The following is a 26,061-nucleotide window of genomic DNA, read 5'->3' as shown; positions in this document are numbered from 1 at the left end:
ATTTTTAATCTATGACGGTACTTGAAGTAGAAAAGGAGAACAAGCAAATTGCAAGGCAATACAAAGAATTGCTTCGTATAAGTTATCAAACGCTTACAGATGAAGATAAGAAACTCATCCGTTTAGCTTTTGATACGGCTGTAGATGCCCATAAAGATCAGCGTAGAAAAAGCGGAGAAGCTTATATTTTTCATCCCATTGCAGTTGCTAAAATTGTAGCGCAGCAAATTGGACTGGATGCTACTGCCATTGCTGCAGCTTTATTGCATGATGTTGTAGAAGATACCTCGTATACATTAGAGGATATGGAACGTTTGTTTGGTGAAACTGTAGCCCGAATTGTAGATGGGCTTACAAAAATATCCCAAATGACTTCTGAACAGGATATTTCGCTCCAAGCGGAGAATTTTAGAAAAATGCTCCTTACCTTAAATGATGATGTCCGAGTAATCCTTATAAAAATAGCCGATCGTTTGCACAATATGCAAACCATGGATTCTATGGCAGCACATAAGCAGGTGAAAATCGCTTCGGAAACGCTTTATATTTATGCTCCGCTGGCACATAGAATTGGACTCTATAATATTAAAACGGAACTTGAAGATCTTGGTCTTAAATATACCGAACCAAATGTCTACAATGATATTTTGGGGAAAATGGAAGAATCAAAAGAAGATCAGGAAGAGTATATTGAGTCTTTTAGCAATGTTATAAAGGAAAGTTTAGATGTAGAAGGTCTTAATTATTCTATTAAAGGAAGACCGAAATCTATTTTTTCCATTCGAAGAAAGATGAAAGCTCAGAATGTGAGTTTTGATGAAGTCTACGATAAATTTGCTATTAGAATTATCTATAAAAGTGATCGTGAAAATGAAAAATTCTTAGCTTGGAAAATTTATTCTATCGTTACAGATCACTTTAGACCGAACCCAACACGTTTACGAGATTGGATTTCCTCTCCTAAAACTACAGGTTACGAGGCCTTACATATTACTGTAATTGGACCAAAAGGACGTTGGGTAGAAGTTCAAATACGAAGTGAGCGAATGCATGAAATTGCAGAAAAAGGGTATGCTGCTCACTTTAAATATAAACACGGAAACCAAAAAGAGCAAGGAATAGAAATATGGTTAAATAAACTCCAAGAAGCCCTAGAAAATGCTGATGGAAATGCCGTAGATTTTGTAGAAGAGTTTAAGTTGAACCTCTATTCGAGAGAGATTTTTGTATTCACACCAAAAGGAGAATTAAAATCGCTTCCTAAGGGATCTACTCCCCTAGATTTTGCTTTTAGCATCCATACAGAAGTTGGCTTAAAAACAAGAGGTGCTAAAATTAACGGTAAGTTGGTTCCGTTAAGTAGAACAATAAAAAGTGGAGATCAGGTAGAGATTATTACTTCTGAAAGCTCTAAACCAAATGCCAACTGGTTAGATTATGCTACTACTGCAAGAGCAAGAGCGAAAATAAAGTCTTCTCTAAAAGATGAGAAAAAACAAATTGCAGAAGAAGGTAAAGAAATCTTACGCCGTAAGTTAAAGCATCTTAAGATTACCTTAAATGAGAATATTATAAATGAACTTGTTGTTTACTTTAAACTTAAAACAAGCTTAGATTTATTTTATCGCGTCGGGATTAGCACCATTGATAACCAAATGCTAAAAGACTTTGTTTCTTCTCGTAGCAATACGTTTATCAATTTCTTCAAAAATAAGATGCGTAAAAACACTTCTTCAGAAGAAATCAATAAAGAGGAGATAACGACCAATTATGATCAGCTCGTTTTTGGAAAAGAAGAAGAGAAATTAGATTATAAATTTTCAGCTTGCTGCAATCCGATTCCTGGAGATGACGTTTTTGGATTTATAACTGTAAATGAAGGAATTAAAGTGCATAAAAAGAATTGCCCTAATGCAATTACGCTACAATCAAATTATGCGTATCGTATTATATCAGCAAAATGGATAGATTCTACGCAACAGGAATTTACAGCTACCATAAAATTAGATGGAATTGATAATCTAGGATTGGTGAGTAATGTAACAAAGGTTATATCTAACAATATGCATGTAAACATGAAGAATATCAACTTCGAGACAGAAGGCGGTGTTTTTTCAGGAAAAATTACTGTTGAAGTTAAAAATAAAACCATTCTAAAAAAATTGTTAGAAAACTTAAAGAAAATTCACGGTATAGATAAAGTAAAACGCCTATAATTTCCTTTAGAAAAGGGTCGTTATACCTCATTATAGAAACCAGCTTTTTTAAACTAGTTTTAATAGAGAATGGATTTTCTAATGCATAATTCGTGTTTAAACATTACATTTGTATCCTAATTCGTAGATTTGATTATGGCGAACGAAAAAAATCAAGAAATCGTTAAAAATGTGTTTACCAAATTTTTGGAAGAACACAAACACAGGAAAACTCCTGAACGATATGCTATACTCCAAGAAATTTATGATAGTACTGAACATTTCGATATAGAATCTCTTTATATCAAAATGAAAAATAAGAACTATCGTGTAAGTCGGGCAACATTATATAATACGATAGAACTTCTGCTAGACTCTGGTTTGGTTAGAAAACATCAGTTTGGGCAAAACCAAGCTCATTATGAGAAGTCGTATTTTGATAAGCAACACGACCATGTAATCTTAACAGATACTGGAGAGGTTATGGAGTTTTGCGATCCACGCATTCAAAACATTAAGAAAACAATCGAAGAGGTTTTCGATATAAAAATTCAGAATCATTCGCTGTACTTTTATGGTACTAAAAATGACAAAAGCTAATAACTTTATTTACAAAAAATGGCAGTAGACTTACTACTAGGATTACAATGGGGAGACGAGGGAAAAGGTAAAATCGTTGATGTACTCACCAAAGATTATGATATTATTGCACGTTTTCAAGGGGGGCCTAATGCAGGTCACACCTTAGAATTTGATGGCATAAAACACGTATTGCATACTATTCCTTCTGGAATTTTTCATGACAATGCTGTAAATGTTGTAGGAAATGGAGTTGTTATAGACCCAGTAATATTTCAGAAAGAACTAGAAAATTTAGAGAAATTTAATCTTGATATTAAATCTAAACTTTTAATTTCTAGAAAAGCACATCTTATCCTTCCAACGCACAGATTGTTGGATGCAGCATCAGAAGCTTCAAAAGGAAAAGCTAAAATCGGTTCTACTTTAAAAGGAATTGGTCCTACTTACATGGACAAAACTGGTAGAAACGGTATTCGCGTTGGAGATTTAGAACTTGAAGATTGGAAAGATAAATATAGAACTTTGGCTGATAAACATGAGGCCATGATTAATTTCCATGATGTAAGTATTCAATATAACCTTGCAGAATTAGAAGCTGAATTCTTTGCTGCAGTGAAGGTTTTAAAATCTCTGACTTTTATAGATAGTGAAGAATACATCCACCAAGCACAAGAAAACAAGAAAACTATTCTGGCAGAAGGTGCTCAAGGATCATTATTAGATATTGACTTCGGGACATACCCATTTGTAACTTCTTCTAATACTACTGCAGCAGGTGCTTGTACTGGATTAGGAGTTGCTCCAAATAAAATTGGTGATGTTTACGGAATTTTTAAAGCGTATACAACTCGTGTTGGTAGCGGTCCATTCCCAACAGAACTTTTTGATGAAGATGGAGAAACTATGGGGCGTGTTGGAAATGAATTTGGAGCTACTACAGGTAGAAAAAGACGTTGTGGTTGGTTAGATTTAGTAGCCTTACGTTATGCAGTTCAAGTAAGTGGTGTTACACAACTTATTATGATGAAAGCAGATGTTTTAAGTGGATTTAAAAAACTTAAAATCTGTACTGCTTACAACTATAGAGGGGAAACTATTAAACACCTACCATACAATATAGAGGCTGAAAATGTGACTCCTATATATACAGAAATAGATGGTTGGGATAAAGATCTTACCAAAATTAGTAGTAAAGATGATTTCCCTGCTGCTTTAAATGGATACATAGATTTCTTGGAGAAAGAACTTAATGTACCAATTACTGTAGTTTCTGTGGGACCAGATAGAACTCAAACTATCAACAGATAGATCAATAAAATTCAAATGAACTTGTTAAGGATGTATGTAGTTATACGCTATATAATGCAGCTTTAACAAGTTCATTTGGTTTTATAATATAGAACATAAACACTATCTCCGTTTATGTTTTATAAATTCTTCATAACTATCCGCTATCTAACTGAAAAAACTTTATTTTTGAAGCAAAATTATAAGCGGTTGACTCGAATACAAACATACATATGCATACTCCTTTGCTGCTTTTCGGCAGTACTTTCTGCACAAGAAAAAAAGGAAATAACCATTGTTCATGGTGGGGACTTCAATAAAGACGAAGAAAAATATCCTGGGGCTTCTATTTTTAGCAAGGACTCAGAACAAGTACAATTTGAACATCAAGGGATTGATCTTTGGTGTGATTTAGCTATTTACTACAAGAAAGATAATAAAATTAAGGCCTACGGAAATGTTTTCTTTCAGCAGGGAGATTCCATTAAAATGAATAGTGAATATGTTGATTACGATGGAACTACAAAAATAGCGATTGCTAAAGAAAATGTAGTCCTCCGTAATAACACAATGACCCTCAACACGGAAGAATTAGAGTTTGACAGAAATACACAAGAGGCTTTTTATGAGAATTTTGGAACTGTAAAAGACAGCGCGAATGTCCTAACAAGTATCAAGGGACGTTATTATATGGAGATTGACAAATATGAGTTTAAAAACGACGTCAAAATAACCAATCCAGATTACATAATTAATTCGGCACGTATGGATTATTACACCAATACAAAGCACGCCTATATGTATGGGCCTTCTACTGTAATTGGTGAGGATTATAAAATGTACTGCGAGCGTGGATATTATAATACTGTTGAAGAAAATGGATATGGCGTTAAAAACACACGTATAGATTACAGTGATCGTATTATTTATGGTGACAGCCTGTTTTTTAACAAAGCTACAGAATTCGCTTCTGCAACTAATAACATAAAAGTTATAGACACTGTAAATGACGGCGTTTTACGTGGCCATTATGCTGAAATATACAAAGCCAAAGATTCTGTTCTCGTAACTAAAAAAGCATTAGCAATAAGCTTATTCGAGAAAGACTCTATGTACATCCATGCGGATACATTGATGGTTACTGGGAAAGAAGACGAACGTGTTGTAAGAGGATTTAAAGACGCTAGATTCTTTAAAACTGATTTAAGCGGAAAATGTGATTCCATCCACACCGATGAAAAAACGGGAATTACACAGCTAATTTCTAAAATTCCACTCGGAACTCCTGAAAATAAATATTCTGCTTTCCGACCAGTTTTATGGAATGGAGAGACACAAATGACTGGGGATACTATTAATATTATTTCCAATGTAAAAACTGAAAAATTAGATTCCCTTAAAGTTTGGGACAATGCTTTTATAATCCAAAAAGATTCTCTCAGCGGAATAAAATTTAAGGATTCTCTTAAGCAAGGATATAATCAGATAAAAGGAAAATATCTCTACGGTTTATTTGAAGAGAATGAATTAAAAATTGTTGACATTGTAAAAAATGCAGAGCTCATATATTATTTATGGGATGATGATGATGAATTTGTGGGAATCGATAAACGAGTTTGCGGACTTATACAAATGGTCATGTTAAATAATGAAGTTGATAACACCACATCGTTTATTAATGTTGAAGGTGATATCTTTCCTGATAGTGAATTACCAGTAAATGGACGTAAATTTAGGGGATTCTATTGGCGTGGCGATGAGATTATGCATACTCCTGATGATTTATTCAGTGAAGAAGATAATAATATCGTACTTCCTGTTATAAATGGAGTTAACAATCCTATCGATATCGACAATCCAAACCTAGCGCCAGAAGAGATCACAGGAGAAGCCGAAAATAAAATTGAAGAAAAAGAAGGAGACGATCAGCCCACTAAAGCTCCAACTCCGACTAAGTCGAATAAAAAGGCAACACTCCCTAAAAAATCACCTTCTAAAGAAAAGGCAGAAGAAAGTTCTAAATGACAGAAGATTTCTTAAAATATCAAGCACAAACTGGACCAACACCATTAAGTGTTGAAGTTTCTCATGCCAATGGATCATACATATACGATACCAAAGGAAACACCTATTTAGATTTTGTTGCTGGAGTCTCTGCAAACACTTTAGGGCATAGCAATCCAACGATTGTAAAAGCAGTTCAAGAACAAGCTGCTTCCTACATGCACGTAATGGTATATGGGGAATATGTACAAAAACCAGCTGTAGATGTTTCAAAACTATTAGCTGAACAATTACCAGATTCTTTAAGCACTACATATCTTGTAAACTCAGGAACCGAAGCGATTGAAGGCGCCATGAAACTCGCCAAAAGAGCAACAGGAAGAGGAGAAATAATTGGTGCAAAACACGCATACCACGGAAACACCCAAGGTTCTATGAGCTTAATGGGTTTTGAAGAACGAAAACAAGCCTACAGACCATTACTCCCTGGCATTAAATTTATAACATTTAATAGCGAAGCAGATCTTCAAAAAATAACACATAAAACAGCTGCCGTATTATTAGAAACCATCCAAGGAGGCGCTGGTTTTATAGAACCTAAAAATGATTATTTAAAGAAGGTAAAACAACGTTGTGAAGATGTTGGTGCTTTACTTATTCTTGATGAAATACAGCCTGGTTTTGGACGCACAGGAAAGCTCTTTGGTTTTATGAACTACGGTATAATTCCTGATATTCTCGTTATGGGAAAAGGAATGGCTGGAGGAATGCCTATCGGAGCATTTACTGCGTCGTATGACATGATGGCATTATTAAAGGATGCTCCTAAAATGGGACATATTACTACATTTGGTGGTCATCCTGTAATTGCTGCTGCTGCACTTGCTACATTGAAAGAATTAACAAATTCAACCTTAATCCCTCAAACCCTTGAAAAAGAAAAACTCTTCCGAACACTTTTGGTACATCCTTTGATTAAAGAGATTAGAGGAAAAGGCTTAATGCTTGCTGTAATCGTAGAAAATGAAGAATTAACAAACTTCCTAGTACTTGAAGGAATGAAAAGAGGACTTATCCTTTTTTGGTTATTATTCGAGTCGAAAGCTATACGGATTACACCACCACTAACCATTTCAAATGAAGAAATTGAAGAAGGTTGCACCACCATTTTAGGACTTCTAAATGAGTGGAATAGCCAAAATGTTAACTAATTTGTTAATAACAATAAGGTTTTTGATTCGAACATAACGCTTCAAACCCTAATTTTATTAATGTAGAAATCTAAAAACGCATCGCTTATGCCATTTAGTGCTCACGAAGATCAAGACCCACCGTTAGCAAAGTTTGAATCAATGTTAAAAACAAATGATGTTTATTTCTTTGATTCTGAAGACTTCCAAGAGATAACTCATCATTATTTAGACTCTGGAAAAGTTGCATTGGCTAAAAAAGCCATTCAAATAGGCTTACAACAACATCCTACATCTACAGAATTAAAACTACTTTATGTAGAGATTCTTGTATTTGAAGATCGTTTTGATGCCGCAGAGATTATTTTAAATGAAATTGAAGCTATAGAGTCTTCAAATGAAGAGATCTTTATTCAAAAAGCTAACATATATTCTAAACAAGATAATCATCAAAAGGCAATTGAGCTTCTCCATGAAGCTTTGTCAATGACTGAAGATAATGCCGATATATATTCGCTACTAGGAATGGAATATTTATTTCTAGACGATTATGAGTCTGCAAAAGATGCTTTTATAAATTGTTTAAATGAAGATTATGAGGATTATGCTGCGCTATACAATGTAATTTATTGTTTCGATTTCTTAGAAGATTTCGATGGGGCGATTACTTTTCTAAATTCATATTTAGATCAGAATCCATATTGCGAAGTAGCATGGCACCAATTAGGAAAACAATTTGTAAGTAAGAAAATGTATAAAGAAGCACTCTCAAGTTTTGATTTTGCTATTTATTCTGATGATACTTTTATTGGAGCTTACCTTGAGAAAGGGCGTGTTTTAGAGCGCCTAAGACGCTACAACGAGGCTATTGAAAATTATGAAATCACATTGGGGCTAGATGACCCTACCTCATATGCATATTTGAGAATTGGAAAATGCCATGATAAACTTGGTAATTTCGATTTGGCAAAAAAATTCTTTTATAGAACCGTTCATGAAGATCCTCTTTTAGATAAAGGCTGGATCGCAATAACCGATTTCTATTACAAACAAGGAAACTATCAAAAAGCTCTTTATTACATCAATAAAGCCATTAATATTGATAGCGAAAATGTAATGTATTGGAAGCGAAATGCTAAAATCAATGAGTTGCTTCATTTTTATGAAGAAGCAGATCTTGCCTACAAGAAAACAGTAGAATTAGGTAACTATGAACTACAAACATGGATTTCATGGTCAGATATTTTACATAAACTTGGAGAATACGACAGTGCCATCCGAACTTTATTACAAGCACTAGAATTTTATCCAGAACATGCAGATTTAGAGTATCGTTTAGCAGGAATGTATTACCTCTCATCTGATGCTTTAAAAGGAACTTTTCATTTAAAAAATGCTTTAAAACATAACTTTGAAGAGCATGATACTATGGAGATATTATTCCCTGCCGTTTACAACCGAAAAACTGTGAAAAATATAATCCACAGTTTTAAAAACGCATCGCTATAAAATTGCTATTTTTGTTCGAATAAGGACAAAATATGCAAAGATCAATTTTAGATTATTTTATTATTACACTTAAAGGAATCGCCATGGGAGCAGCAGATGTTGTGCCTGGTGTTTCTGGAGGTACTATTGCTTTTATTTCTGGAATCTATGAAGAATTAATAACTTCCATAAATAATATAAGTCTCGAAACACTTAAAATCCTTAAAAAGAAAGGCTTTAAAAAAGCATGGGATCATATAAATGGAAATTTTTTAATTGCTCTCTTCGCAGGTATTGCCATCAGTGTATTATCGCTTGCTAAATTAATAAAATGGCTTTTAGAGTTCCACCCTATTCTATTATGGTCATTTTTCTTTGGATTGGTAGTTGCCAGCATCTTTTTTGTTGGTAAACAGATCACAAAATGGAATCCTCAAGCTATTATCTCTTTTATCATCGGAGCTGGAGTTGCTTATTACATTACAACCCTCCCTCCTATGCATGAAAATGGAGGCGCTTTATATTTATTTTTCTCTGGTGCACTTGCGATATGTGCAATGATTTTACCAGGAATTTCGGGAGCCTTTATATTAGTTCTACTAGGCGCATATGGAAGAATTTTAGAAGCTGTAGACACTTTAGACTTTAAAACAATAGCAATTGTTGGTCTGGGAGCTATTTTTGGATTACTAAGTTTCTCCAAACTTCTTAAATACCTTTTTACAAACTATAAAAATGTTACTTTAGCTATCCTTACTGGTTTTATTTTAGGATCTTTAAATAAAATATGGCCATGGAAAGAAGTTACTGAAATACAGAAATTTGGTGATAAAGTTGTAACGATAACCAAAAGTACGAGTCCGTTTAATTATGATGGTGACCCACAATTATTATGGGCTATAATTTTGGGAATCATCGGATTTTTAACCATCTTCCTTCTAGAAAAGATTGCTACTGTAAAAAAATAAGAATGCAACAGCCAACACGTACACTTCTCGATAAGTTTTTCCTTTTTATCAAAGGATTAGCAATGGGTGCCGCCAATAAGGTTCCTGGTGTTTCTGGTGGTGTTGTCGCTTTTGTTGCTGGCTTTTATGAAGAGTTTATTTACTCCCTTCAAAAGGTGAATTTAAAAGCTTTAAAATTACTCCTTAACGGAAGGTTTAAAAGCTTCTACACATATATTAACGGTCGGTTTTTGAGCCTTCTGCTTTTAGGAATGCTCGTTAGTTACTTTAGTATTTCTAAAATTTTAGATTATTTTATTGCCAAAGAAGAACTCTATGTATGGTCTGCTTTTTTTGGGATGATCTTAGGATCGATACACTATATAGCCAAAGATTTTCATCATTGGAACCGTAAAACAATTATAGGATGCATCATCGGGATAGCCATTGGTGTTTCTATTAGTTTCCTTAATCCTGCTAAACAAAATGAGAATCTATTTTTTGTTTTTTTCTGCGGAATTATTAGCGTTTCCGGAATGACTTTACCAGGATTATCAGGGTCGTTTATTTTAATATTACTCGGTAATTATGTACTTCTGTTAGTAGATTCCGTAAATGCTCTTTATGATACTTTTGCTGAAATATTTGGAGGTGATTTTAGCTTTATGGATAATCCTCAGCGCATCGAAATGCTTAAAATATTAGCCGTTTTTACTCTTGGATCTGTAACAGGATTGGTCACACTCTCCCACCTTCTAAGTTTTATTTTAAAACGCTACAAAAATATTGCTACCGCTATTATTCTTGGTTTTATAACTGGTTCTTTAGGAGTTGTATGGCCATGGAAAGAAACTATCTATAGGCTAGACGAATTCGGAGAGGTCATGAAAGATTCTGCTGGAGAAAAAATTATTGTTAACTACCAACGCTTTATACCAAACCTTAAAGACCCCGAAACAATATATGCATTCGGATTTATTATTTTAGGCGTTTTAATTGTCTTAGGATTGGACTGGTATGGGCAAAAAAGTCTAAAAAAATGAACAAGCACTTCGGACTATTAGGGAAGGACATCTCTTATTCTTTTTCTAGTGGATATTTCACCAAAAAATTTGAAAAACTAGGTCTCACTAATCACTCCTACGTTAATTTCGATCTTCAAAATGTAGAAGAGATAAAAGATGTTTTAAGTAATGATAAAGAGATTGTTGGCTTTAATATTACCATTCCTTATAAAGAAGCTATTATTCCTTTTTTAACTGAAATAGATCCAAAAGCTGAAGAAATCGGCGCTGTAAATACTGTAAAAGTAACAGAAAATGGTCTTAAAGGCTATAATACGGATATTTATGGTTTCCAAAAATCTATAGAACCACACATTAAACCTACGCATAAGAAAGCACTTATTTTAGGAACAGGTGGCGCATCTAAAGCTGTGAAACATGCTTTAATAGATTTAGGGCTAGAATACAAATATGTTTCTCGTTCTGCATCTGAAGATAAGTTTAGTTATGAGATGCTCACCAAAGAAGTCATGGAAGAATATCATGTAATTGTAAACTGCTCTCCCGTAGGCACATTTCCTAATGTAGATCAGAAGCCAGCTATTCCCTATGAATTTCTAACAGAAAACCATTTGGTTTTCGATCTCATTTATAATCCTCCAAAAACTGCTTTTATGAAACATGCAGAAGCAAATGGTGCCAAAGCTGTAAATGGAAGTAAAATGCTCGAGCTTCAAGCTGAAAAAGCTTGGGAGATATGGCGAGAGAAATTATAATGCTAGGCTTTAGGCTTTAGGCTTTAGGCTTTAGGCTTTAGGCTTTAGGCTTTAGGCTTTAGGCTTTAGGTAAAATACAAATATTGGAACTGGACACTAAAAACTATCTACTAAACGCTATTAATCTTACAAACTAATTATGCATAAGGGATTGAGCTTTTGTTTGAGCTCTTACAACTTTTCTGTCGTAAAGCGAGTAGTGAAAGCCCGACCGTATATTTTGAAAAAATAAACGGTAATGCCCAAATACTACATATTCAAGGCATTAAAAATCTAATTATTTAAGAGTTCCAAAGAAAAACACTTGGCTAATTTGTTACTTGTTAGTATCTTTCAGTTCGAAAGTATTAACGAACCTTATACATTTACAAAATGTTAGAAGAAAAAAATGATAACCTGCAGCCCGATGCAGACGGAAGTGAAAAGAATAATGAGACTCCAAAAGTTGAAAACCATGACGAGACTACGGAAGAAAAGGAGATAATTTCGACTTCCGAGGCGAAGAATGAAGATGATCCACAGAATGAAATAGACGAATCGAATGCTGAAGATGCTGAAGATGAAGGACATAAAGATCGTCATGAAATACCAATGCTAGACTACCATGCCATGAGTATGGATGCTTTGGTGGTGGAACTTGAAAAGTTAGTAAACAAAGAAAAAGTACAGGCTATAAAAAGCCATGTAGACAATATAAAATCGGAATTCGATTTAAAATTCCAAGAGCTTTTAGAGCAAAAAAAGGAAGATTTCTTACAAGAAGGTGGCAACGAAATAGATTTTAACTATACTTCTACTACTAAAAAGGCTTTTAATGACCTCTATGGTGAATATAAAGAGAAGAAAAATCAATATTATAAGAATCTAGAACACCGCTTACAATCTAATTTAGAAAACCGACAAGAAATTATAGAGGAACTGAAAGGCCTTATTAATGTTGAGGAAAATATAAACGACACCTATAAACATTTCAAGGAATTACAAGAAAGATGGAGAAATGCTGGGCCGATTCCTCGTGTGAGTTACAATGATGTTTGGCGTACTTATCATCATCATGTTGAGATATTTTATGATTTCTTAGACCTAAACAGAGACCTTCGAGACCTTGATTTTAAACATAATTTAGAGGAGAAAGAAAAAATTATTGCGCAAGCGGAATCGCTATCCGAAATGGGCGATGTAAATAAGGCGTTTAGAGAATTACAGCTGCTACATAAAATCTGGAAGGAAGATTTAGGGCCTGTTGATAGAGAGCACCGTGATGATATTTGGAATCGTTTTAGCGCTGCCACAAAAGTGATTCACCAAAAGAGACAAGAATACTTTAAAAATCAAGATAGCATTCACGAAGCCAACTTATTGGTAAAGCAAGATATTATTAAAAAAATCGATGCTATTACCAAGCAACCTGCAAATAGCCATAGTGGTTGGCAAAAACTTATTAAAGAAGTAGAAAAACTACGTGAAGACTTCTTTAATGCGGGGAGAGTTCCCTATAAAGTTAACGAGCAGACTTGGGCTGATTTTAAAGAAACTGTTAGGAAATTCAATCGAAATAAGAATTCATATTATAAAAATCTAAAAAAGGATCAGCAAGAAAATCTTGATAAAAAGATGGCACTTGTTAAATTGGCGGAGTCTTTAAAAGATAATGATGATTGGGATAAAACTACTCCTATCATGAAAAAGATTCAAAGCGATTGGAAGAATATTGGTCATGTTCCAAGAAAATATTCTGATAAGATTTGGAATGAGTTTAAAGCAGCTTGTAATCACTACTTCGATAAGCTTCACGCTAAGAAAAATGAGCATTTTAAAGAAGAACTTGAGGCCTTTGAGAAGAAGAAAGTATTTTTGGATGACTTAAAAGAATATCAGTTATCTGGTGATAAAGAAAAAGACCTAGAACAGATAAAAGTATATATCGCAGATTGGAAAGCTATTGGTCGTATTCCACATAGCAAAAAGAGTATTGAGGTTAAATTCAATAAAATCTTAGATGCACTATTTAAGAAATTGGATCTTGATAAGAAGAAAGCTGAGCTTATAAAATATGGTAATAAGTTAGATCAATTAGCCAATGCAGATAACGATTCATTGATTAATAATGAGCGTATATTTATCCGTAGAAAAATCGATGAGGAAAAAGCTGAGATTCGACAATTAGAAAACAACTTACAGTTTATAAATGCTGATGAAAGTAATCCGATTGTAAAAGAGGTGATGAAAAACATCGATAAGCACCATGAAGATCTTGAACTATGGAAAGCTAAGCTCAAAAAAATAAAAAACATCAATCAGTAATAAAAGCTAAACTAAGTTTTTGTTATCTCAGTTTTTACAATACTTAAGCTTGGCAATTAGAATTTACAACTGATTGTAAAATATTTGGTGTGGCTTGTTACATTTTCAAGGTTCATTTAACCGCTAGATAATGAAAGTAATTATTTTTTATGTTAAATTTGAAGCTGTAACAAGCCCCTGAATGAAGTATACACCACTACTTATATCACTTTGTTTATTTATAAGCACACATAGCTTTTGCCAAGAGCGAAAGATGGATAGCTTACGTGATAAAATAGCGGTTCTTAATGAATTACCTCCCCAAAAGAAAAAAGACACTTCTTATATAAACCTGCTAAATAGGTATGTTCTTAGTAACTATTATGTAAATAATGATACTATAAAACATTATGCGGATATAAGTTTAAAACTTTCGCAATCTATAAAATATGAATATGGAGAAATAGAATCTCTTATCAACCTTGGGTTTTATGAAAGTGAAATTGGGAATTATAAGAAAGGGATTGAATATGCTCAAAAGGGATTAGAAAAAGCATTAGTATTCAACGATCTTAAAATAATCTTGATTTGCTATAGTAATCTTGCTACTTTTTATGAATATGCTGGAGACATAAAAAACTCTGTTGAATCGAGCTTAAAAGGGATTAGTATTGCTGAAATAAAGACTAAAAAAACAAATGATGAGCTTCTATATTTAAGTTTATTATATGAAAATATAGGTCTTACCTATGGATTACAACGAGAATATATAAAGGCTCTAGAATTTCTTCATAAGGCGCAAGAAATAAATATAAAAGTAGACAGCAAGTTATCTCAAGCACAAACACTAAGTAATATTGCTAGCTTTCAATTATTAACTGATGAATTTGAAAAGGGAATAGAAAATATCGATAAATCTATCCCTACTTTTATAGAATTAGATTATAAAGACTGGTTAGCTTATGCCTTGAAGGTAAAAGGACAATTATTTGTTCAGGTAAACAAATACGAAGAGGCTCTAGATATCTTCATGGAGTCGCTGTCTTTATATGAAACAGTAGAAGATAAAAGAGAGAAGATTTCGCTATTAAATAGTATTGCCAATACCTACTGTGAAATGCAAGAATATGATCTTGCAAAAATGTATGCTGAAGAAGGATTAGTCTCTGCAAAAGAGCTGAATTCTTTTGAAGATATAAAAGAGTGCTCCCAAACACTCTCTCTAGTTCATAAAAAAATGCTCGATTATAAAACTGCGTTGGAATATCATGAGCAGTTTAAAAATTATAACGATAGCATTTTTAATCATAAAAACACAAAAAGTGTAGCTGCACACGAGGCGCAAATGTCTTTTATCTCTATGGAGAATAAATTGGGACTAGAAAACCAAAAGCAGCACAATAAGCAACGTCTGTTCATGTATTTATCTACAGGCGGAGTTCTTATATTACTGACTGTTTTATTTTTCACACAGCGAAGCAGAAAAGTAGAACGTAAACTTAATGGGCTATTAGCAAATAAGAATCACGATCTCAAAAAAAGGGAGTTAGAGCTACAGGAACTCAATGAAACTAAGAATAAGTTTTTCTCTATCATAGCACACGATTTAAGAGCTCCAATAGGCTCCCTAAACTCTTTAATCGACTTATTAAAAGACAATCAAATAAGCCCAAAAGATTTTATGCAATTCGCTCCTAAACTTAGTGAGCAAGTTAAAAGCATCTCTTTTACTTTAAATAACTTATTAGTTTGGGGACAAGCGCAAATGAAGGGAACGGTTTCGAGGCCTTCGCTGATTAATTTACAATTAATTGCAAATAATAGCATCTTGCTATTAAAGGAACTTGCTAACAAGAAAAATATAGTTATTACTAATAATATCCCTTATAGCGCTAAGGCTTTTATTGATGAAGACCAAATAAACTTAGTTTTTAGAAATCTAATTAGTAACGCCATAAAGTTTACACCTCAAGACGGAAAGATCATGATTTTCGCTAAGGAAAATAGTGGATTCTGGGAGGTGGAAATTAGAGATAATGGCGTTGGAATTTCCCAAGAAATTATAGATGTTATCCTATCTAAGAAAACACAATTCGGCACTACTTACGGGACAGAAAACGAAAAAGGAACGGGATTAGGCCTTAATCTTTGTAAAGAAATGATAAAGAAAAATAAAGGTACTATGTGGATTGAATCGAAGGTTAATATCGGAACCAGTTTCTTTTTTAAACTTCCGAAAAAATAGGTTTTGGGTTTTTGGTTTAAAATGTTGTTAGAAATATTTTGAGTAATGAATCTTACAAAAATAAATACCGTTAACCAAATAAAAGCAAATTAGCAGTTTTGCCATTTTAAAAAATCTCTTCCCCTTTTATGCAAATTTCCAAAGAAGAAGGTTTTGGATTTTACTTTCTGGTTCTAAGGTGTTTGGTAAAAAATATTAGTGGATATATTTTGAATAATGAATGTTACAAAGATAAAAACCGTGAACCAAATAAAAGCAAATTAGCGGTTTTACAAATTAACAGTTTTGCAATTTTAAAAAAACAAACTCCCTTATTGAACTACTTAAAGTACAATAAGAGAGCAATTTTTTAATCAATTACATCCCAATAAGACTCATTGCTTGCTTAAGAAGAGCCGGATTACTTCCAATATAGCTCATTAATTTATTTGTGAGTTCAGGATTGCTAAAAACGTATTCTAATAGCTTTCCTTTTGCATCTGGATTTGTTTTTAAGAAATCTGCCACTTTAGTTTTCGCTTCAGGATTAGTTTTTACATAATCAATAGCCTTTTTCTGTAAGCCAGATTTATTGTTTACCAATTCTGTTTTTAGTTTCTCTTGTGCCTCTTCATTATTCATAAGATAAGACTTCATCTCATCAGTACTCATAGATGCGGAATCCATTTGATTAGAGGCCTCAGTAGACATACTTGAAGCCGAGTCTGAAGCCGATTTGGCAGCATCACAACTCGTAATCGTAGCTGCCCCAACAGCCATCGCTAGTAAAATTATTCTTTTCATAATGTGCATGTTTTTTGTTAATACACTGTAAGATACAACTTTATGAGATAAGAAACGTACTACTAATTATAGGTTTTTTAAATAAATTTTGATCGAATACTGCTATTAGGTCAAGGAAAAAGGTAATGGGTTTTAAGTTTTAGCTTTTAACAAAAGATATTGGTAGAAATATTTAAATGGGATGATACAAGGATAAATACCGCGAACCAAATAAAAGCAAATTAGCGGTTTTACTAATTAACAATTTTGCTATCTCATAAAACCTCTTCCCCTTTTATGCAAATTCCCAAAGAAAAAGGTAATGGGTTTTTGGTTTTTGATAGAAAATACTGTTAGAAATATTTTAAATAATGAATGTTACAAAGATAAATACAGCGAAACAAATAAAGGCAAATTAGCAGTTTTACAAATTTGCAATTTTGCTATCTCATAAAACCTCTTCCCCTTTTATGCAAATTCCCAAAGAAAAAGGTAATGGGTTTTTGGTTTTTGATAGAAGATACTGTTAGAAATATTTTAAATAATGAATGTTACAAAGATAAATACTGAGAAATGAGTAAAAGCAAATCAGCGGTTTTACAAATTAACAGCTTTGCAATTTTAAAAAAATAATTCAATTTCTAATCACTCGACTACTTAAAATACTTCGCTCTTTTAAAAGGAGAGGGACAACTATAGAAAAGAAAACTATTCCATTAAAACGCACTAACATTGATTCGAATAACAGTGCTAGGAACAACGCTATAAACACTGAAAAATCATTAAAGCTTCTTCGCGTATATAGCGCTAAATATGTAAATATTGCCATTAAAATGAAAACTCCTAAAACACCTGTTTGCAACCAAGTTTCTAAAAATTGATTATGGGCATTATATCTATTTTCATAATTTTCAAAATAACCCAAATCTCTGTATTTAGCAATTAATGCATCATGAGCATCCCCTATTCCATATCCAAAAAATGGAGCTTCCTCAATAGCATTAACAGCAGCTTTCCATGATAACAATCTAGACTCCCAAGAAATCATTGGATTGACATTTAAAACCTCTTTTGAATAGCTATTATTATCAACTTTAATTATTCTGGGATTACCGACAAAAACGATAGTCGCCAATGTTAAAATTATGATCAATAAATTCTTTTTCTTAGCATCTTTTACTTTAATAATTAATAAAATAGACATTAAAAACAAAGTAATATAAGCAGCCTTAGAAGCAAGTAGAAAGAGATAAGTAAATAATATGATTACAGTTAATAAACGAGAGATACTATTAAGTTCATTCTTTAGGTAATTACTTAGCACCAATAATATATATAATGATACATACCCAGGGTTTATTAAGCTCGAAAACTGAACATGCATACATAATTTCCACATTATGGAAAATCGCTTCCAAAACGACACTTCAGATGGTAACTGATCAATAATTAAAAAACTATCATATACGATAAAACCTAGATTGATAAAAAAAGAAACGACTAGCCCAAATAATAAAAAATCAAAGAGCTTTCGTACAGAAAGCGCATCTTCTTTTAAAAAAAGGAATATAATAGGAAATAAAAAAAGGGTTAACGAACGCTCAATAAGGTGCCATCCATCTGACTGATTTTGAGTATAAAAAAGACTTATCGCTAAGACCAAAAAGTATATAGGAAATAGCAAAAGGACTTTATTCTTACTCTCATACTTTTTTGTTCCCTTAAAAATATTAATGCATCCAGAAATGATAGCTACTATAAAAAAAGGGGTTGGAATATTAATATCTATTGGTAAAAAGAAGAAAGCAATATATAAACTATTCCAAAATATAAGCTGTAAGAGATTACTCCCCTCATCTTGATAAAATAAAGCTTTTATTTTTTTTATTGTGCTAGTCAATATTTCGAATTAATATGCCTTGTCATCTTTTTGAAAAATTCTCCTCTACTCATCTTTCTTTTTAAGCTTACCTCTAAATCCTTCAACCTTCTTCTTAAGAAATAACTTTCTTTTGAGGTTAGCAAAACTATAATCTAACCTATAAAAAAGATAAGCTAATAATACTACTGTAACAACAAGAGCTATAATCATCCATAAATTATTAGAAGTACTTCCCAAGACTATCAAGAGCACAACAAAAATAAAATTAAAACTAGCTATAATAAAACTAGCCTGTTGATGAGATAAATTCAAATAGTCTACTAAGATATGATGTGTATGGTTTCTATCTGGTGAAAATGGACCTCTACGACTTACAACTCTTAATGTGAAAACACGAGCAGTATCAAATAAAGGAACAATTAAAATGCCAATTGCTACTAATGGTGCATTCTCTAATAAAAAAGGTAATTGTTTATATGAAGTCGGCTTTAAGGCTAAAAACTTTAAAGTAAACATTGCTATCATAAAACCAACGATTAGAGATCCCGTGTCTCCCATAAATATTTTTCGAGTTGATGACAAATTATAACCTAAAAAAGCAATTAAACAAGCATTTAGTGCTATACAAAGTAAAGCATAGAAATACTCGTTAGACATATAAAAGATAGTTGTATATAAAATTAAAATTACGATTCCTACCATGGCAGCTAAGCCATCTATTCCGTCAATAAGATTGTAGGCGTTAATAATTGTAATCATTAGAAATCCACCAATAAGCAAATATAGAAAATAAGGGATTTCATTAATATTTAGGAATCCATGCAATGATGTAATTACAAAACTATCACTTGCTAAAACAAATGAAACAGCCATAACTTGTGCTGCAAGCTTTGTTAAAGGAGACAACACCACCAAGTCATCTTTAAGACCTACAATAAATAGTATCGTTAATCCTGGGATTAAATAAATAGCTTCGTTATGAAGATCTCTATCTTTTAGAAAGAAAATAGCAAAAATTAAACAATAAAAAAATGCCACTCCTCCCAAAGTTGGTGTTACTTTTTTATGAGAACTTCTCTCATTAGGGTTATCCATCAATTTTTTATGTTCTACTACTCCAATTATTTTAGGTATTGTAAAATAAGTGAGTAGAAAGGATCCTACAAATAATAATATAGCTGTTTCTAGAAAATACATATCTTATTAATTTATTATAAAATCTAGCATATTATTTGCTAATTTTTCTCTATCAAAATCATATAATATTTTGTCAAAATTATATATACAATCTCTTGAATATATTTCATTTAAAGCATTTTGAAAACTATCAAAGTTTTCAGGAATAAAACTCATTCCTACTTTATAATCTTCGATAATTTTCTTTGCCTCTCCTTCTACTCCTATTAAAATTGGTTTATGCATAGCACATAACTCAAATATTTTGGAAGGTATTACAGATTTAAACGTATCTGACTTCTTTAAGTTCACCAATCCAACATCCAAAATTGATAAATATTGAATCACTTCATGCTTACTTACATTATTTATCATTGTTATGTTTTTTATACCCAATTGATTCTTTAATACTAATAATTCTTTTTTCTGAGCACCATCTCCAACAAATAAAAAATGAAATCTATCATTTTTTATTCTTGAAACAGATTTCAAAATAAAATCTAAAGCATGAGCCATTCCATGAGTTCCTATATATCCAATTATATATTTTCCTTCTAAACTCAGTTTTTTTAATAAAATTTTATTCTTATCAACTACTGAAAATTGTGATTTAATTATTCCATTTTTAATAACTCTAATTTTAGTCTGATCAACTCTATGATTATTAACTAAATACTCTTTAAAAGAATCTGTAACTACAACAATCTTTGAGGCGGAATTGTACATTCTCCTCTCCAAAAATTCAAAAAAACGAATAGCAACACTATCCTCCATGGCTCCTACTGCTTTAATAGATTCAGGCCATATATCTCTTACTTCCATTATCCATTTTGTTCTCTTCCAAAAAGCCAACCATCTACCCGAAATAGCTGTAAAAAATTGTGGAGAAGTTGCTACTACTATATCTGTTTTAATAAACAATCCAGCAATAAAAGAACTTAACATAAAGCTTACGTAATCTAAAATTCTCTTAATGGTGCCTTCATTTGCTGAAATATATGACCAAACTCTTATTACAACGATTCCATCTATTCTTTCCTTTTGATATAGTTTATTTTTATATCCCTTAAACACTTTTCCCTTTGGAAAATTAGGAGCACAAGTTATTACAGTTACCTCTACACCTTTTTGCACCCACTCTTTACAATGTTCGTAAGTTCTAGTTGCAGGAGCATTAGTTTCTGGTATAAAATTATCAGTAAGAAATAATATTTTCATAGATATTCGAAATTTTGCTTATATAAATAATTTAATCTTAAAATTCATGATTATTTTAAATTCCAAGGCATTTCGTATTTTTTAACAGAATAATATGTAATAAATATAAAGTGAAATAAAAAAGTTATTGCAGTAGCCTGTGCAGCCCCAACAATACCATACAGAGATATTAAGTAATAATTCAAACACATATTTATGATACCAGCAACTAGAGTAATAGTTGCAATCACTCTAGTTTTCTTTAAAAAAAATAAATAATTACCCATCATTTTATACATCCCATTAAACAAATATCCCAATAAGACCCAAGTTACAATGGCACTCCCTGATGTATAAGCTTCCCCTATAAAATACTTGTAAATAACAGGAACAATGAAATAAATTATAATAGAAATTAAAATAAGAATAACACAATAAAAATAAGTGATTTTAACAATCTGATACTTATCTTTTGAATTACCATCCTTTAGTTTTTTAAAAAAGAATGGTACCCATGCTTGATTGAAAGAATTCTGAATTAATGATATTATCATTCCTATTTGGTATGCCACAGAATATATTCCAACATCACTAATTCCTAACATAAGTAAAATAAAAAAACGATCAGAAAAACTAATAATATAACCTCCCAGTGAATGAAACACCAACGGAATACTAAAAGAAAGAGCTTCATTTCTATATTCTTCATCAATAATAAAACCAATTAAATACTTCTTTTTATATAATAACACAATAGCTATTATCGCAAATAATACTGCTACAAACAATTGAGAAAAAATTCGACCTTCCCATCCCATATTAATTTGCACTATTAAGAGAATAGATATTCCCAAATCTAAAGCAGTCTTACTCAATCTGAATAATCCATAATTCATTGTTTTATATGAAACCCTCCATAGAACTAATAGAATCTCACCTATTTGTGTAAATAAAGTATAAATAAATGCTAGGAATATTAAATAAGGTGGTATATCATGCTTTAACAAATAAGCATTAAATAAAAAGTTGAAAAATAATGATATTATTGATATTAATAATCCCGTAACTATTAATATAAAAAAAATTGTTGTTATAAACTTCGGTAAATCTATTTTTTCAAAATAATACCTCCCGATAGATTGAACTATGCTTAAACCGATTATAGGTGTAATTATTAATGATGTATTATAAAATATATCAACCACACCATAATCCTCTGGACTAAGGTATGAAGTTAAAATTGGTAGTAATAAAAATGGTAACGAAGAGTTAATAACATTAAAAAATGTGAAAAATGATATACCCCTTATTAAGCTTTTGTTATTCATTAATTATTTTTAAATACATTATTATCCATGACTAACTTCAATCGGTTTTTATAATCACCATATATATATTTCTTAGAATTATTAATTATTTCTCTTTTTGATGGAAAATCATTATTATTTATTACATCAATAAAACCTTGAGGTGTCTTAACAAATTTACTATTATCTTCTTGTAACATATCCTTATAATAAGTTATAGCCCAATCTCTATAGTTAAATAGAATATTTGGCACGCCCAGGCACAAAGACTCTATAGCACAGGTTGAATTAATTGTTGAATGAAAATCACTAATAATGATACACTCATATATATTCATTTTTTTCTGAACAATAATGTTATCTGGAATATTATAACTTGAATAATTCCTATGAGTATCTCTTGGAACTAATAAATAACAAACTAAAGGATTTAATTTAGCTACCTGAATCAAAAAATCAAAAATATAACTTTCAAAAGGCTCCTGAAAACTATATGTTACTATCGTGGTATAAGTTTTTCTCAACAAACCCCTATAACTCTCATAATTGGACGTTTTAGACACCTCATCTAGATAATAATAACCTATAGGAAATACCATATCTCTACTTATAAAAAAGTTATGTGAGCCAAAAACTTCTAATTCATAATCACCATAACAAAATAAATAATCAGGAAACAATTCTTTTCCTAAATCCTTGTGTACATTATAAGCATAATGAGCTTTATTTATGACACCATGTTGAAGTTCTACAACTGGTATTTTTTTTCTTTTAAGTGCTTTTATATAGCCCATCGAGGAAGCAGAATAAACAAAAAAAACAACTTTCGGTTGAGTTATGCCTAAAATAACTGAAAATAATTTATACTGTGCAATATAATTTATTAATATTTTTTTGTAATCAATTTGAACCTGGTACTTCTTCAATATTGCTATTAATAGATCTTCATTTTCTATTTTTAATTTATTATTTAAGAATAGTGATAAAAACTTAGTTGCCCCCCATAAAATAGCCTGACTAATTATTTTTTTTGAATCTGTTTCCTTTTTACTGAAATGTCTATTTAGAGGGTATGGATTTTCAAATATTAAAGTGTCAGAATATTGATCAACTATTCCTCCTAATACTCTATCTACATATTTTGAATTCATTATTTTCCTTCTATCCGAAGATGAAAATGCCCAAACCTTATAATTTGATAATAGAAATAAATGATTTAAACCATAGAATAAAGAATTTAATGACTTAAAGAAAAGTCTCCAACTGAACCTAAACGTTCTTAATGTGACTCCTTCTTTATTTCTCAATGATTCATTCACCTGTAACCTGAACAATGACCATATCTTTTCCCCTTTATAAGTTATACTCTCTACAGGGTATTCCCTTTCAATTTTTTTTAACAGATTACTACTCATAATAATTCTTTACGATCATAATTAGAAATTGAAAACAAAACTAGCATAAGCATAAAAAATACGATACCTCTCTCACGCTGTAGAATACTTTCAAATAAAAAGTTTATTACCATAAATACCATAAATGATAAATACAAAATATCCGAATTTTTATATGATTTTACAATATTAAAAGATAACACTACTAAAAAAACTATCAAAAATATAATACCATTTGAAACAAGGGAGTTAATGTACTCATTATGACTATTCATATTTCTTAAAAACTCACATGTAGAAAAATCAAAATAAGTTAAACAATTATCATTAAGTACTTTCTTAACACTTCCTGTACCATAACCTATACTAGGTGAATTTAAGAAAACATTATAAGATAATTTCCATAAATTAAACCTAATACTAGTGGATTCATTTATATTCTGATTATCTACAAGTAATGAATTAATACTTTGAAAAGAAGTAATATATCTTTGGTATAATTTAGTATTATAAAATAACGCAATAAAAATAAAAATGGAAACTACTACAAGTAAGACTTTTTTAATTCTCATCTTTTTTTTAAACAAATTAAAAGATAACCACGATAACAATATAACGATCAAAGCTAATATGGCTCCTTTGCTTGATGTTAACAACATCGTTATAGACAAAAAAATTATTAATAAAACTTTGCTACTACTATTAAGAATGCTTATATCTCTAAAACAAATGATAATATACATTATTGATAGACCTATGTACATCGCTAAATATGTTGGATGTAAATCCATAAAGCCTGAAAAGGTATTATAAAAAAATATATTTTCCTTCCTTGAAAACTTGTCTAAAACATATATACTATCATTCTTCAAAAAGAGGTATAAAGCATGAAATAAACATGTGAAAATGGTAATAATTAAACCAAAAACAAAAAAATTAAGATATTTAATTCGATCTTTTTTTTGAATTGATAATCCCCCAAGAATAAAAGGTATTATAAAAAAACTAAATTGTGTCTGCAGTTTAGAAAATCCAGACTTTAAGTCAATGGTATAAAAAACACCTACTACTAATAAAAAATAAATTAAAATAAATAATAGAATACTTTTTCTTGATAAAAGACTGATAAAATACTCCTTGTTTAATCTTGGAATCCTTACTATGGTTAACAAGATAATCAATAGTGTTGTTACTTGCGGCCATATTGTTATAAAAAAAAATAATAATATTAATATACTATTCTGGAGCTTATTTGCATTTATTCTCATACAATAGTTTTATCACTTACACAATCTTTAAAAAAATCTATCGAATAAAAAAGTACAAACAGATAAAAGTAATTTGACCAAGCTCCAGATAATAAAGTTATAGATACTAAACAACTAACGTAAAAAACATAAACTAAATTAGTAGGATAAATACTTTTATTAGCAGCTTTTACAACTTTTTTATAAACGTAAATTATTAAAAGTATACCAAAAACACCAACTTCAGTTATTATTTGAAAAATAAAATTGTGCATACTTAGAGCCGTATAGGCTTCAGTACCTGGAATTACTATTTCCTGCATCATTATCATCGAATTGCCAGGGCCTATACCTAAAAAAAACGAATGAATCAATTCTTTAACACCTAAAATAATAGCATTTGATCTAGCATTAAACGTCCCAATATGCTCTAAAGGTTCAAGGTTATAAGTATGCATTAATAAATTAGAAACAAAACTATCAATAGTAACATCTCCTTGAATGTGATAACCTCTCAAATAAAACAAAGTAATAATAACAAATAAAGTAATAATAACAAAACCAATAATTTTAATTCTAAATATATTGAATTTCAATATTAACCACCCCCCAAAAAAAATAATCATTGATAACACTGCTAATTTAGCATCATTGTAAATCATTAAATAGAAACCACAAAAAAGCCATAAAAATTTATAGTAATTATTCTCTTTTAAAAAAAAAAGTGGTGTGAAAATAGCTAAAATTGATGAAAATTCATTCTCATTCCAAAACATAATATTGATAGCAGGTGCCCTATCCTGAGTATTAAAGTAAATACCTCCAAAAAAATATTGGATTAATCCAAGTATAATTAGTACCTTATATAGAAGAGATAAAAATTCATAAAGTCTATAAGTTGAACATATTCTGTATACCTCTCTATAGTAAAAGAAAAAGAAAAAAACAATTAAATAATATAAATTAAAAATCACACTGAACGAGTGAAACCTTGATAAATACGAAACAACAACGGAATAAGCCAAAAAAAACGCACTTAATAATACAAACTTAACAGTACTCTTTGTACTATATATCAACATCCAAATGAACAAA

The 26,061-nt window shown here is 31.1% G+C and carries 19 protein-coding genes; 11 read left to right on the top strand and 8 right to left on the bottom strand.

From position 1 onward, the window contains the following. Positions 1-11: 11 nt before the first annotated feature. From ACN0TY_RS09320 to ACN0TY_RS09270, 11 genes are all read left to right on the top strand, one after another. Positions 12-2,216, top strand: a complete 2,205-nt coding sequence (locus ACN0TY_RS09320) for a RelA/SpoT family protein (protein ID WP_236958837.1) — start codon at positions 12-14, stop codon at positions 2,214-2,216. Positions 2,217-2,351: 135 nt separating this feature from the next. After that, positions 2,352-2,795 carry a Fur family transcriptional regulator gene (locus tag ACN0TY_RS09315; RefSeq protein ID WP_236958838.1) on the top strand — a complete coding sequence of 148 codons (444 nt, stop codon included), beginning with the start codon at positions 2,352-2,354 and terminating at the stop codon, positions 2,793-2,795. An 18-nt stretch (positions 2,796-2,813) separates the two neighbouring features. Then, entirely contained in the window at positions 2,814-4,085 is a 1,272-nt protein-coding gene (locus tag ACN0TY_RS09310) for an adenylosuccinate synthase (RefSeq protein WP_417444274.1), read from the top strand. Between the two features lie 189 nt (positions 4,086-4,274). After that, a complete protein-coding gene (locus ACN0TY_RS09305; RefSeq protein WP_417444273.1) occupies positions 4,275-6,089 on the top strand; it encodes an OstA-like protein in 1,815 nt (604 codons plus the stop codon). Then, positions 6,086-7,279, top strand: a complete 1,194-nt coding sequence (locus ACN0TY_RS09300) for an aspartate aminotransferase family protein (RefSeq protein WP_417444272.1) — start codon at positions 6,086-6,088, stop codon at positions 7,277-7,279. The genes ACN0TY_RS09305 and ACN0TY_RS09300 overlap by 4 nt, the downstream gene beginning before the upstream one ends. 87 nt (positions 7,280-7,366) lie before the next feature. After that, positions 7,367-8,767: a tetratricopeptide repeat protein gene (locus ACN0TY_RS09295; RefSeq protein WP_236958842.1), complete on the top strand. Its 1,401-nt coding sequence runs from the start codon at positions 7,367-7,369 to the stop codon at positions 8,765-8,767. Positions 8,768-8,799: 32 nt separating this feature from the next. Next, positions 8,800-9,714 carry a DUF368 domain-containing protein gene (locus ACN0TY_RS09290; RefSeq protein WP_417444271.1) on the top strand — a complete coding sequence of 305 codons (915 nt, stop codon included), beginning with the start codon at positions 8,800-8,802 and terminating at the stop codon, positions 9,712-9,714. A gap of 2 nt (positions 9,715-9,716) precedes the next feature. Further along, positions 9,717-10,736, top strand: a complete 1,020-nt coding sequence (locus ACN0TY_RS09285) for a DUF368 domain-containing protein (RefSeq protein ID WP_417444270.1) — start codon at positions 9,717-9,719, stop codon at positions 10,734-10,736. Next, positions 10,733-11,473, top strand: coding sequence for a shikimate dehydrogenase family protein (locus ACN0TY_RS09280; RefSeq protein ID WP_417444269.1), 741 nt, complete (start codon positions 10,733-10,735; stop codon positions 11,471-11,473). Before ACN0TY_RS09285 ends, ACN0TY_RS09280 begins: the two co-directional genes overlap by 4 nt. Positions 11,474-11,845: 372 nt before the next feature. Then, on the top strand, positions 11,846-13,777 hold the full coding sequence (locus tag ACN0TY_RS09275; RefSeq protein WP_417444268.1) for a DUF349 domain-containing protein: 1,932 nt from the start codon (positions 11,846-11,848) through the stop codon (positions 13,775-13,777). A 181-nt stretch (positions 13,778-13,958) separates the two neighbouring features. Next, entirely contained in the window at positions 13,959-16,001 is a 2,043-nt protein-coding gene (locus ACN0TY_RS09270; protein WP_417444267.1) for an ATP-binding protein, read from the top strand. 357 nt (positions 16,002-16,358) lie between these two features. Here the strand turns inward: ACN0TY_RS09270 and ACN0TY_RS09265 are convergent, their stop codons facing one another. The 8 genes from ACN0TY_RS09265 to ACN0TY_RS09230 form a co-directional block, all read right to left on the bottom strand. Continuing rightward, a complete protein-coding gene (locus ACN0TY_RS09265; protein ID WP_417444266.1) occupies positions 16,359-16,784 on the bottom strand; it encodes a hypothetical protein in 426 nt (141 codons plus the stop codon). Between the two features lie 613 nt (positions 16,785-17,397). Continuing rightward, entirely contained in the window at positions 17,398-18,663 is a 1,266-nt protein-coding gene (locus tag ACN0TY_RS09260) for an O-antigen ligase family protein (RefSeq protein ID WP_417444265.1), read from the bottom strand. A gap of 45 nt (positions 18,664-18,708) precedes the next feature. After that, the gene (locus ACN0TY_RS09255; RefSeq protein WP_417444264.1) at positions 18,709-19,842 is read right to left on the bottom strand and encodes a glycosyltransferase family 4 protein; all 1,134 of its coding nucleotides are present in this window, start codon (positions 19,840-19,842) and stop codon (positions 18,709-18,711) included. A 6-nt stretch (positions 19,843-19,848) separates the two neighbouring features. Beyond that, positions 19,849-21,039, bottom strand: a complete 1,191-nt coding sequence (locus tag ACN0TY_RS09250) for a glycosyltransferase family 4 protein (protein WP_417444263.1) — start codon at positions 21,037-21,039, stop codon at positions 19,849-19,851. A gap of 50 nt (positions 21,040-21,089) precedes the next feature. Beyond that, positions 21,090-22,346 (bottom strand): lipopolysaccharide biosynthesis protein, encoded by a 1,257-nt coding sequence (locus ACN0TY_RS09245; protein WP_417444262.1) that lies wholly within the window; start codon positions 22,344-22,346, stop codon positions 21,090-21,092. After that, positions 22,346-23,740 carry a hypothetical protein gene (locus tag ACN0TY_RS09240; RefSeq protein WP_417444261.1) on the bottom strand — a complete coding sequence of 465 codons (1,395 nt, stop codon included), beginning with the start codon at positions 23,738-23,740 and terminating at the stop codon, positions 22,346-22,348. Before ACN0TY_RS09240 ends, ACN0TY_RS09245 begins: the two co-directional genes overlap by 1 nt. After that, the gene (locus ACN0TY_RS09235; protein WP_417444260.1) at positions 23,737-24,987 is read right to left on the bottom strand and encodes an O-antigen ligase family protein; all 1,251 of its coding nucleotides are present in this window, start codon (positions 24,985-24,987) and stop codon (positions 23,737-23,739) included. The genes ACN0TY_RS09240 and ACN0TY_RS09235 overlap by 4 nt, the downstream gene beginning before the upstream one ends. Continuing rightward, on the bottom strand, positions 24,984-25,742 hold the full coding sequence (locus tag ACN0TY_RS09230) for an O-antigen ligase family protein (RefSeq protein ID WP_417444259.1): 759 nt from the start codon (positions 25,740-25,742) through the stop codon (positions 24,984-24,986). The genes ACN0TY_RS09235 and ACN0TY_RS09230 overlap by 4 nt, the downstream gene beginning before the upstream one ends. Between the last annotated feature and the right edge of the window lie 319 nt (positions 25,743-26,061).

The sequence above is a fragment of the Joostella sp. genome (genome assembly GCF_048266025.1).
Classification (GTDB): domain Bacteria; phylum Bacteroidota; class Bacteroidia; order Flavobacteriales; family Flavobacteriaceae; genus Galbibacter; species Galbibacter atrarenae.
The sequence above is the reverse complement of the archived record's forward strand: the minus strand, read 5'-3'. Positions and strand labels throughout refer to the sequence as shown.

Bases quoted from the DNA above. Each gene is read 5' to 3' on its own strand.
- ACN0TY_RS09320 (WP_236958837.1), top strand. From the start codon at position 12: ATGACGGTACTTGAAGTAGAAAAGGAGAACAAGCAAATTGCAAGGCAA.
- ACN0TY_RS09315 (WP_236958838.1), top strand. From the start codon at position 2,352: ATGGCGAACGAAAAAAATCAAGAAATCGTTAAAAATGTGTTTACCAAA.
- ACN0TY_RS09310 (WP_417444274.1), top strand. From the start codon at position 2,814: ATGGCAGTAGACTTACTACTAGGATTACAATGGGGAGACGAGGGAAAA.
- ACN0TY_RS09300 (WP_417444272.1), top strand. From the start codon at position 6,086: ATGACAGAAGATTTCTTAAAATATCAAGCACAAACTGGACCAACACCA.
- ACN0TY_RS09295 (WP_236958842.1), top strand. From the start codon at position 7,367: ATGCCATTTAGTGCTCACGAAGATCAAGACCCACCGTTAGCAAAGTTT.
- ACN0TY_RS09290 (WP_417444271.1), top strand. From the start codon at position 8,800: ATGCAAAGATCAATTTTAGATTATTTTATTATTACACTTAAAGGAATC.
- ACN0TY_RS09285 (WP_417444270.1), top strand. From the start codon at position 9,717: ATGCAACAGCCAACACGTACACTTCTCGATAAGTTTTTCCTTTTTATC.
- ACN0TY_RS09280 (WP_417444269.1), top strand. From the start codon at position 10,733: ATGAACAAGCACTTCGGACTATTAGGGAAGGACATCTCTTATTCTTTT.
- ACN0TY_RS09275 (WP_417444268.1), top strand. From the start codon at position 11,846: ATGTTAGAAGAAAAAAATGATAACCTGCAGCCCGATGCAGACGGAAGT.
- ACN0TY_RS09270 (WP_417444267.1), top strand. From the start codon at position 13,959: ATGAAGTATACACCACTACTTATATCACTTTGTTTATTTATAAGCACA.
- ACN0TY_RS09265 (WP_417444266.1), bottom strand. From the start codon at position 16,784: ATGAAAAGAATAATTTTACTAGCGATGGCTGTTGGGGCAGCTACGATT.
- ACN0TY_RS09255 (WP_417444264.1), bottom strand. From the start codon at position 19,842: ATGTATTTTCTAGAAACAGCTATATTATTATTTGTAGGATCCTTTCTA.
- ACN0TY_RS09250 (WP_417444263.1), bottom strand. From the start codon at position 21,039: ATGAAAATATTATTTCTTACTGATAATTTTATACCAGAAACTAATGCT.
- ACN0TY_RS09245 (WP_417444262.1), bottom strand. From the start codon at position 22,346: ATGAATAACAAAAGCTTAATAAGGGGTATATCATTTTTCACATTTTTT.
- ACN0TY_RS09240 (WP_417444261.1), bottom strand. From the start codon at position 23,740: ATGAGTAGTAATCTGTTAAAAAAAATTGAAAGGGAATACCCTGTAGAG.
- ACN0TY_RS09235 (WP_417444260.1), bottom strand. From the start codon at position 24,987: ATGAGAATAAATGCAAATAAGCTCCAGAATAGTATATTAATATTATTA.
- ACN0TY_RS09230 (WP_417444259.1), bottom strand. From the start codon at position 25,742: ATGTTTTGGAATGAGAATGAATTTTCATCAATTTTAGCTATTTTCACA.